Below are 9,815 nucleotides of genomic sequence, written 5' to 3' on the forward strand. Positions count from 1 at the left end.
GGCAGGGGAGTAGAGCTTATCCGGCGGTTGCGTGGGACGTTTCAGCAACCTTGTCGCGCAGCACCAGGCTGCACAGCGCCGGCAGGAACAACAGCGTCAGCACCGTGCCCACCAATACTCCGCCGATCAGCACATAGGCCAGGGACGACCAGAATACCGACAACGTCAGCGGAATAAACGCCAGCGCTGCCGCCAATGCGGTAAGGATCACCGGGCGTGCACGCCGCACCGTGGCTTCGATGATCGCTTCGCGAATCGGCATGCCGTGGTCCTGGTTCTGGCGAATCTGGTCGGTGAAGATCAGCGTGTTGCGCATCAGGATGCCGCCGATGCCGATCAAGCCCAGGATCGCGTTAAAACCGAACGGTTGGTTGAACAGCAGCAAGGTCGGTACCGCACCGATCAGGCCCAGTGGCGCGGTGGCGAAGACCATGAACATCACGCCAAAGGAACGCACCTGGAACATGATCACCGTAAGGGTCAGCAGGATCATGATCGGGAACAACGCCGCCAGGGCCACGTTGGCTTTGGCACTTTCTTCCACCGGGCCGCCGATGTCGATGTGGTAACCGGCCGGCAGCTTGGCGATCAGGGGTTGCAGGTCTTTGTACACGGCCATTTCCACATCGGGCGGTTGTACGCCGTCGATGATGTCGGCGCGCACCTCCACAGTGGTTGCGCGGTTGCGGCGCTTGAGGATCGGTTCTTCCATCACCGCCTGGAAATGCCCGACCTGGGCCAGCGGCACCGAAGTGCCGGTGCTGTTGGTCAGCGTCATGTTATCGAGGTTGGCAAGGTCTTCGCGCTGGCTGCCTTGGGCACGGGCTACCACGGAGACGGTGCGGTTGCCTTCGCGCACTTCGGTGATCGGGTTGCCGCTGAGCAGGGCGTTGAGTTGGGACTTGACCTCTTCGGGCGTGAAGCCGAGCAAGCGCAGGCGATCCTGATCCAGTACCAGGCGATATCCGCTGGCGCGCTCACCCCACTCAAGGAAGGTGTCCCGGGTCAGCCGATTGCCGGCAACCACTTGGCGCACTTGCTCGGCCAGCCCGCGCAGCACCTCCAGGTTCGGCCCGGACACACGGAACACCACGGGGAACGGCACTGGCGGGCCGAATACCAATTGCGTGACGCGCACCCGCGCCGCAGGGAATTCGCCGGCAGCGATGCGCTCGCGCATGCGCACTTTCAAGGCGTCGCGGGCGTGGGAGTCTGGGGTTTGCACGATCAACTTGGCGAACGCCGGGTCGGGCATTTCGGGGTTCAACGAGAGGAAAAACCGCGGTGCGCCGCCGCCTACATAGGTGTCGACCATACGTGTCTGCGGCTCCTGCAGCAGGGCTTTTTCCACCTGCGCCGCCACCGTTTCAGTGCTTTTGAATGCGCTGCCGGGCGGCATATACACTTCCAGAATCAGCTCCGAACGGTCGGAATCGGGGAAGAACTGTTTCTTCACCACCGTCATGCCCAGGCCGCACAGCACAAACGCGGCCACCACCAGCCCGGTCACCAGCCAGCGCCCGCGTACGCAGGCTTCTACCAGGCGACGCAGTTTCTGGTAGTAGCGCCCGGCGTAAATTGCATCATGCCCGCCAGGCACAGGCTTGATCTGCGGCAGCAGCTTCACGCCCAGGTACGGGGTGAACACCACCGCCACTAACCACGAAGAAATCAATGCAAAGCCAACGATCCAGAAGATATTCCCGGCGTACTCGCCCGCACCGGAGCGCGCGAACCCCACGGGTAAAAAGCCGATGATGGTCACCAGCGTACCGGTCAGCATGGGCGCAGCCGTAGAGCTCCAGGCGTAGGTCGCCGCATGGATACGATCAAAGCCTTCTTCGAGTTTGACCACCATCATCTCGATGGCGATGATCGCGTCATCCACCAGCAAGCCCAGGGAAATGATCAGCGCGCCCAGGGTCACGCGGTCGAATTCTCGCCCCGTGACGAGCATGATCACGAACACGATCGACAGCGTCAGCGGCACCGCTGCCGCCACCACCACGCCCACGCGAAAGCCCAGGGCCAGCAGGCTTATTAGCATCACCACGGCGAGGGCGACGAAGAATTTGAGCATGAACTCATTCACCGCCAGGCTGATGTTTTTCGCCTGGTCGGAGACCTTGACGAAGTTCACGCCCAAGGGCAGGTCGGCCCGGATGCTGGTTTCCTGCGCCTGCAGGCTTTTGTCCAGTTCCAGGCCGTTCCAGTGCTTCTCCATGATCACCCCGAGCATCAGCGCCGGGTCGCCCTGATGGCGAATGCGGTAGCTGGGCGGGTCTTCATAACCGCGGCTGACGCTGGCCACATCAGCGATGCGCAGCACGCGGCCATTGACTTGCAGGGGCACGTTTTCAATCAGCGCCAGGCTGTCGAACGCCCCGTCGATACGGATATACGCGCGAGCGCCGGCGGTCTCGACAAAGCCCGACGGCGCCACGGCGTTCTGCGCGGCGAGGGCGGCAAAAATCTGCTCAGGCTTGATGCCCAGGGTCGCCAGGCGTTCATAGGAAAACTCGACAAACACCCGCAGGGCTTGCTCGCCGAGAATATTGACCTTCTTCACCCCCGGCAGGTTGAGCAAACCCTGGCGCAGAGTCTCGGCCATTTGCACCTGCTGGCGATGAGGCAGGTGCTCGGCTTCCAGGGCGTACAACGCAAAGTAGACATCGGAATATTCATCGTTGAAAAACGGCCCTATTACACCCTTGGGCAGTTTCGCCGCTTCGTCGCTGAGCTTTTTGCGCGTCTGGTAGAACAGCGCCTGGACTTCGCCAGGGCGCGTGGACTCCTTGAAGGTGATGCGCATCGACACAAAGCCGGGTTGAGCGATGGTTTCGACGCGGTCGTAGTAGTCCAACTCCTGCAAGCGTTTTTCCAGGCGATCGGCGACCTGTTCCTGCATTTCCTCGGCTGTGGCGCCGGGCCAGGCGGCGGCGATGGTCATGACCTTGACGGTAAACAACGGGTCTTCGGCGCGCCCCAACTTGCCAAACGAGAACACCCCGGCGACGAGGATCGCAATGAGCAAGAACAGCGTGACCGCACGGTGTTTGACCGCCAGTTCAGAGAGGTTGATCCCGCGCATGCTCAGTGGTCCTGTTTGCGGTTGAGGGCGATTCGCACCGTGTCGCCGCTGTGCAGCAGGTGCGCGCCGAGGGCAACGATGGTTTGGCCCGGTGACACGCCGCTGTCGAGCCATGCGTCTTCCTGGCCGAGGCGGGCGACTTTTACCGGCGCGAAGGTGAGCCTGTTGTCATCGCCAATCAGCCACACGCCGGGGCCTTGGCCTGCGTCCTGCAGTGCGCCAATCGGCACGCGGGTTTGTCGGGCCTGGCCGTTACCTTGCAGGCGTACGGTGATGGTGGAGCCGAGGGCGAAACGCTCTACCGCACCGTGCAGCACATAGCGGGCGCGGTAGGTGCGGGTGGTCGGGTCGGCGCTGGCAGACAGCTCGCGCAGGGTTGCGGTCACGGCCTGGTCGGGGGCGCCGAAGGGGAAGGCCAGGGCCTTTTGCGAGGCTTGGTCGCGCTGGTTTTCCGGCAGGTTGACGATGGCTTCACGGGCACCGTCATGGGCCAGGCGCGCAACGATTTGCCCTTCGGCCACCACTTGGCCGTGGTCTGCGCGCACGTCGGTAATGACGCCGTCGCCATCGGCCTTGAGTACCGAGTAGGTGCGGCGGTTTTCAATCTGGCTGGCATCGGATTGCGCGGCGGCCAGTTCCGCCTCCGCGACGCGCAGGTTGGTGGCCGACTGGTCGAAAATCTGCCGCGACACCGCGCCGGTACTGGCCAGGCGCTGGTAGCGGTTTTCATCATCGCGGCGTTGACGCAGCTGGGCCAGGGCGGCGTTGACGCGGTGCTTGGCCGAGCGCAGCGCCAATTCGAAGTCGCCGATATCCAGCACCAGCAAGGTGTCGCCACGGGCAACGCGCTGGCCGGGGTCGACCTTGCGTTCGATCACCTTGCCGCTGACTCGGAAGCCCAGGTCGCTTTCGGTGCGGGCGGCGACTACACCGGTATAGGCACTTTGCTGAGTGTTGGCGGCTTCGACAGTGGCCGCCAGCACGGGGCGCGGCAGGGGCGTTTGAGCGGCATTGTCGGCTTGGCTGTTGCAGCCACCGAGCACCGTCAACAGGGCCAGGGGCGTGAGAAGACGCAGAGGGAGAGGGTGCATGGCGGGCTCCAGGGTGACCAGCGGGCAAAAAAATTACGGTCATAATTTTTAACTTATATTATGGTTGAAATATAAATTAATCCAGCCCCGGATAATCCCCATGGCAAATGCCTCGGCACCTTCACGCAGCACATCCAGTGCGTGGGACCGCAGCGGATTGTGGTGATAGGCGTGACAATGGTGGCGGTTAGCGGAGGGCTGATGTTGCCCGGTTGACGTGCTTGGCCTTTGTCGCGTTCGCTCTGTTGCGGCAGCGGCAAGTTAAAGCATTGTCCTATGTATAGAACGATGCGGGCCAGTTTTGCCGGCTAGTGCCCAAGGGTGAGGCGATTTATTGTGTACTCACTTTGGAGGTACACATGAAAAAGCTGATTGGTCTCTACACCAGCCCCCGCGCCCACTGGGTCGGCGATGGCTTCCCGGTACGCACATTGTTTTCCTACGACACCATGGGCAAGCACATCAGCCCATTCCTGTTGCTGGACCACGCCGGGCCGGCCGAATTCACGCCCACCGAACAGCGTCGTGGCGTCGGTCAGCACCCGCATCGCGGCTTTGAAACCGTGACCATCGTCTACGACGGCGAAGTCGAGCACCGCGATTCCACGGGTGCCGGTGGCAAAATCGGCCCCGGCGACGTGCAATGGATGACCGCCGCCAAGGGCATTCTCCATGAGGAGTTCCACTCCCAAGACTTCGCCCGTCGCGGCGGAGCGCTGGAAATGGTGCAACTGTGGGTCAACCTGCCGGCCAAGGACAAAATGGCCGATGCCGGCTACCAGACCCTCGTGGATGGCGATATTCCGGTGCTGCCATTGGCCAACGACGCCGGTCACCTGCGCCTGATCGCCGGTGAGTTCGCCGGTACCCATGGCCCGGCCCATACCTTCACGCCGATTGACGTGTGGGACTTGCGCCTCAACGCCGGTAAGGCGGTCACGCTGGACCTGCACGCCGGGCGCAACACGGCCCTGGTGATCCTCAGCGGCACCGTGCTGGTCAATGGCGAGGAAGTCGCACGCCAAGGGCAGTTGGCGCTGTTCGAGCGTGACGGTGATCGGATCACCCTGGAGTCGAATGAGGACGCCAAGGTGTTGCTGCTCAGCGGCGAACCGATCGACGAGCCTATCGTCGGCCACGGTCCGTTCGTGATGAACACCGAGCAGGAGATCCACCAGGCGTTCGCCGACTTCCAGTCGGGCAAGTTCGGGCAGATGCACGCCTGAATACTGGGTAGGTTTATAACCTCTGTGGGAGGGGCTTGAACCCGATAGGGGCTGTCAGTTTGAGTTTTTCTGACTGACCCACCGCTATCGGGAGCAAGCCCCCTCCCACATTTTGCTTTGTGCTATACCCGCGATCTTCATTTCATGCGATCTTCTCGGCATTCGCCCTGGAGTCGCCTGGATGCCCTCATTTATCGCTGATCACCCGATGCTGTGCGCCGTCGCGTTGATCTTGATCGACATCGCCGTGTGGCGCCTGATCTCTGCCGACCTGGCCAACTGGAAACTCGCGGCGCGGCTGGTGATCTTCGCGGTGTTCAGTGCCGTGCTGTTCAACGACGGCATGAACCCCATGCAAGCGGCGCCTTATGCCGACGACACCACTCTGCACCTGGCTGCCACGGCGTTGCAGATCGGCTGGTGGTTGTTCGGCGCGCGCACCCTGACGGTGTTGCTCGGCGCGGTGATGATGCAGCGGGTCGGCCATACCGGGCGCCTGTTGCAGGACCTGATGGGCGCGGTGATCTTCCTGATCGCGATTATCGCCGCCATGGCCTACGTGCTCGACCTGCCGGTCAAGGGCGTGCTGGCCACCTCCGGCGCGGTGGCGATCATCGTCGGCCTGGCCTTGCAGAGCACACTGAGCGACGTGTTTTCCGGGATCGTCCTCAATACCACCAAGCCTTACCAGATCGATGACTGGATCTCCATCGACGGCACCGAAGGCCGCGTCACCGATATCGATTGGCGCGCCACGCGCCTGCAAACCTCCCAGGGCAGCCTGGCGGTGATTCCCAACTCCCTGGCGGCCAAGGCCAAGATCATCAACTTTTCGCGCCCGGCGGATATGTTCGGGCTGACGGTCAGCCTGCAAGTCAGCCCCCATGCACGCCCGCAAACCGTGATCGACGCGCTGGAGCGTGCAATGCAGGGCTGCCGGCCATTGTTGGCCCAGCCGGCCCCGAGCGTGGCGTTCAAGGCGTCCACCAGTGGCGGCGCCGAATATGAGATCAGCGGGTTCGTGCCGGCCATGGGCCTCAAGCGCGAAACGCGCAACCTGCTTTACGACCTGGCGTACCGGCACTTACAGGCGGCGGGTGTGGGCCTGCTGTCCGCGACTGAAGGCAGCACGCCGCCAGCGCTTTCCGGAGCCCGGGCGTTGCTTGAACGCTCGCCGATCTTCTCCACCTTGCGCCAGGAAGAAAAAGACACCTTCAGCCACAACATGAGCCTGCACACCTACCGCGCCGGCGAGATGATCCTGGCGGCGGGGGAGGTCAGCGATCATCTGTTCATCGTCGAGTCCGGCGTGGTCTCGGTGCTGTTGATCAAGGACGGGCACACGTTCGAGGCCGGGCGCATGGGGCCGGGGGAAGTGATCGGTGAGGCGGGGATCCTGTCCGACCAGGCCGCGCTGGCGGACTTCTCGGCCAAGACCTTCTGCACGCTGTACCGCATCGAGAAGGAATACTTGAAGCCGTGCCTGGACGCGCGGCATGACATCGGCGAGGCAATGAAGGCGCTGCTGGATTTCCGTATGCATGCCGCCCAGACACTGACCCAGGACGCGCCGGTGGTACCGGTGAAGAAGGGCTTTTTGCAGTGGCTGAGGAACCGTGGCCTGTAGATTGGTCACCTGTTCTTCGCCCGGATTGGCTATTCCTCCAGAACGCTGCGGTGACTAACCTGCTCACCAATCCCACCGTTCTGGAGCAATACCATGCAAACCCGTACCGATTTCTACACCGCCTCCCCGGACGCCATGAAAGCCATGCTCGCCCTGGAGGCGGCGGTCGGCAAACTCTCCATCGAACTGCCGCTGCTTGAGTTGGTGCGCCTGCGCGTCTCGCAGATCAACGGCTGCGCGTTCTGCCTCGACATGCATACCGCCGACGCACGCAAGGGCGGTGAGACCGAGCGGCGCCTGTACACCGTGTCGGCCTGGCGCGAAACGCCATTCTTTACCCCGCGTGAACGCGCTGCCCTGGCCTGGGCCGAAAGCCTGACGCTGCTCAGCCAGACCCACGCCCCGGACGAAGATTTCAACGCGCTGGCCGAGCAATTCAGCCCACAAGAACAGGTCGACCTGAGTGTGGCCATCGCCACCATCAACAGCTGGAATCGCCTGGCGGTGGGCTTTCGCAAGATGCCTAAGTAAACCCTTATTCCGGTAGGGGCGGGTGAATCAGAAATTCACCGACGCACTCAAGCGCGCCGTCAACGGCGCGCCCTGGAACAGATAGTCATCGCCCATGTACTCGCCCGCATCGCGCCAGTAGCGCTTGTCGAACAGGTTGTCGACGCTCAGGCGAAACACCGTCTCATACCCATCGACCTTGGTGGTGTAGCGGCTGCCGACATTGACCACTGCGTAATCACCCACCTCCACATTGCCGTTGCGGTTGGCGTACTTCTTGGCGCTGTATTGCACGCCGCCCAGCACCGCCAGCCCATTGACCCACGGCAACGCATAGTCGGCATACAAGCTGGCGCGCAGCTTGGGCACGTTGATTGCCTGGTGGCCTTCATAGTCGGGTGTACCGCTGCCACTCACCCGCGCGCGTATCGCGGCGACGCTGGTTGCGATTTGCAAGCGGTCAGTGGCCCAGCCGTTGGCGGACAGCTCCAGGCCGGTGTTTTTCTGCTGGCCCTGTTGCATATAGGTAAAGTTGCCCGCGCCATCTGGCCTGGAATACTGATAGGCCTGGCGTGTCTGGAAAACAGCGGCGGCGAAGCTGATGCGGCGCCAGTCGTATTTCACACCGGCTTCAATCTGCCGTGACGTGGTGGGCGCCAGAGTGTCGCTGCTGTTGCTTGCAAACCATGGTGCGGTGCCGCCCAGGGACAGGCCCTTGCTGTAGCTGGTGTACAGCGAAACGTTTTCCACTGGTTTGTAGATCAACGACGCCTGGGGCAGGAACACGTATTGCTGGGTGTGGCGGGCCTGGTTGCCCTGTTTGTCGAAGGCTTTTTCATCCAGGCGCACTTCGCGCCCGCCGAGGATGGTTTGCCACTGTTCGTTGAAGCGAATGCGGTCAGTGACAAACAGGCCGTACTGGCGGCTGTCGAGGTTGCGATGGCTGTCATTCAGTGGCTTGTCGGTAGGTGAGAAGCTCGGCGCGTCCTGATGGATATTGCCGCTGCCGATGTACTCGTTGACCGAGTCGCGCTTGTCGATCACCCGGCGAAACGCGCTGGTGCCAAAGGTCAACTCATGGCCCAGGCCCGCCGTGTCGAACAGCCCGGTCATGGCCGCCTGGATTTCATCGTCGCGGCGAGTGTCGTCGGGGCTGCGGTAGTCGTAGATGTCGTAGTCACCTTCGGGGCTGAAGGTGTTGGCATTGCAGGTGCTGACGTAATAGCAGCCCCAGGCAAACGAGCTGTAGTCATCAATCACCACCTTGCTTCGCGCCGCGCTGATATTACCTTTCCACTGATCACTGAAGCGGTACTCGAACTTGCCGTTGAGGTTCAGCGAATCAATTGCCACCTGCTTGCCGCCGCTCTGATGCCCCAGCAGTTTTTTCGGCGAGGCACCCTGGGGCACTTCGGTACCGCCCAACAGTTGGTAACCCGGCACCGAACGCTGTTGCTTGTTCTGGTATTCGGCATCCAGTTGCAGCACGGCGTCGGGGCTGATGTTCCAGTCGAAGGCCAGGGATACAAAATCGCGCTGGCCGTTGGCGTGTTCTACATAGGAATTGAGGTCTTCATGGGCGACGTTGGCACGCAGACCGAATTGTTGCTCGCTGCCAAACCAGCCGCCGACATCCGTGGCGATATAGCCGCTGCCGCGATCATCGGTGGAGACGGTCACCGAGCGCACATCCTCCGGGCGCTTGGTCACATAGTTGATCACGCCGCTGGGTTCGGAAATGCCGCTCTGCAACCCGGCCAGGCCCTTGAGCACTTCCACCTGCTGCTTGTTTTCCAGGGCGACGTTCTGCTCGCCGGTGATGGTGCGCCCGTTGATCTTGTAGCTGCTGGCCGCGTTCAGCGAGAAACCGCGCACCAAGAAATTTTCGTAATAGCCAATCGGTGCATAGCTTTCACCGACAGAGGCATCGTTGCGCAACACTTCACTGAGCAGGCGCGCTTGCTGGTCCTTGATCAGCGCGGCGTTGATCACCGTGATCGAGGCGGGTGTGTCCAGCAGCGGCGCTTCATTGAAACCACCGACCAAGGCGGTGTCTGCGCGATAGCTGCCGGGTGCTTCCCCCTGGATGGTGACCGGGGCCAGTTCGAGGTTCGCGGCCTGGCTCACGGCCACGCCACTGCACAGCAAGAGGCTGACGCTGTGCAGGCTCAGGTTCAACAGAGAGGAAGGGGGACGAATAGCCATCGAGGTTTCCGTTTTACAGACAGGTGGCAGCGAACGCGCGGGGCGCCGGGAAGGGTCGCTACGCT

6 protein-coding genes are annotated in these 9,815 nt (G+C 62.2%); 3 read left to right on the forward strand and 3 right to left on the reverse strand.

Annotated elements, in window-relative coordinates:
• Window positions 1-16 precede the first annotated feature (16 nt).
• Together JFT66_RS22665 and JFT66_RS22670 are read right to left on the reverse strand one after the other, a co-directional pair.
• On the reverse strand, window positions 17-3,091 hold the full coding sequence (locus JFT66_RS22665) for an efflux RND transporter permease subunit (protein ID WP_198860197.1): 3,075 nt from the start codon (window positions 3,089-3,091) through the stop codon (window positions 17-19).
• Between the two features lie 2 nt (window positions 3,092-3,093).
• Entirely contained in the window at window positions 3,094-4,182 is a 1,089-nt protein-coding gene (locus JFT66_RS22670; protein WP_198860198.1) for an efflux RND transporter periplasmic adaptor subunit, read from the reverse strand.
• Window positions 4,183-4,541: 359 nt separating this feature from the next.
• On the opposite strand from JFT66_RS22670, the gene JFT66_RS22675 reads away from it, so the two are divergent.
• The 3 genes from JFT66_RS22675 (at window position 4,542) to JFT66_RS22685 (ending at window position 7,566) form a co-directional block, all read left to right on the forward strand.
• Window positions 4,542-5,408, forward strand: a complete 867-nt coding sequence (locus JFT66_RS22675; protein ID WP_153839346.1) for a pirin family protein — start codon at window positions 4,542-4,544, stop codon at window positions 5,406-5,408.
• Between the two features lie 181 nt (window positions 5,409-5,589).
• Window positions 5,590-7,035: a mechanosensitive ion channel domain-containing protein gene (locus JFT66_RS22680; RefSeq protein WP_198860199.1), complete on the forward strand. Its 1,446-nt coding sequence runs from the start codon at window positions 5,590-5,592 to the stop codon at window positions 7,033-7,035.
• 93 nt (window positions 7,036-7,128) lie between these two features.
• Window positions 7,129-7,566 carry a carboxymuconolactone decarboxylase family protein gene (locus JFT66_RS22685; RefSeq protein WP_034119200.1) on the forward strand — a complete coding sequence of 146 codons (438 nt, stop codon included), beginning with the start codon at window positions 7,129-7,131 and terminating at the stop codon, window positions 7,564-7,566.
• A gap of 27 nt (window positions 7,567-7,593) precedes the next feature.
• On the opposite strand, the gene JFT66_RS22690 is transcribed toward JFT66_RS22685, so the two are convergent.
• On the reverse strand, window positions 7,594-9,750 hold the full coding sequence (locus tag JFT66_RS22690; protein ID WP_198860200.1) for a TonB-dependent siderophore receptor: 2,157 nt from the start codon (window positions 9,748-9,750) through the stop codon (window positions 7,594-7,596).
• Window positions 9,751-9,815: the final 65 nt, after the last annotated feature.

Source organism: Pseudomonas sp. MF6755, from assembly GCF_016405635.1.
Classification (GTDB): domain Bacteria; phylum Pseudomonadota; class Gammaproteobacteria; order Pseudomonadales; family Pseudomonadaceae; genus Aquipseudomonas; species Aquipseudomonas haemolytica.

Bases quoted from the DNA above. Each gene is read 5' to 3' on its own strand.
- JFT66_RS22665 (WP_198860197.1), bottom strand. From the start codon at position 3,091: ATGCGCGGGATCAACCTCTCTGAACTGGCGGTCAAACACCGTGCGGTC.
- JFT66_RS22670 (WP_198860198.1), bottom strand. From the start codon at position 4,182: ATGCACCCTCTCCCTCTGCGTCTTCTCACGCCCCTGGCCCTGTTGACG.
- JFT66_RS22675 (WP_153839346.1), top strand. From the start codon at position 4,542: ATGAAAAAGCTGATTGGTCTCTACACCAGCCCCCGCGCCCACTGGGTC.
- JFT66_RS22680 (WP_198860199.1), top strand. From the start codon at position 5,590: ATGCCCTCATTTATCGCTGATCACCCGATGCTGTGCGCCGTCGCGTTG.
- JFT66_RS22685 (WP_034119200.1), top strand. From the start codon at position 7,129: ATGCAAACCCGTACCGATTTCTACACCGCCTCCCCGGACGCCATGAAA.
- JFT66_RS22690 (WP_198860200.1), bottom strand. From the start codon at position 9,750: ATGGCTATTCGTCCCCCTTCCTCTCTGTTGAACCTGAGCCTGCACAGC.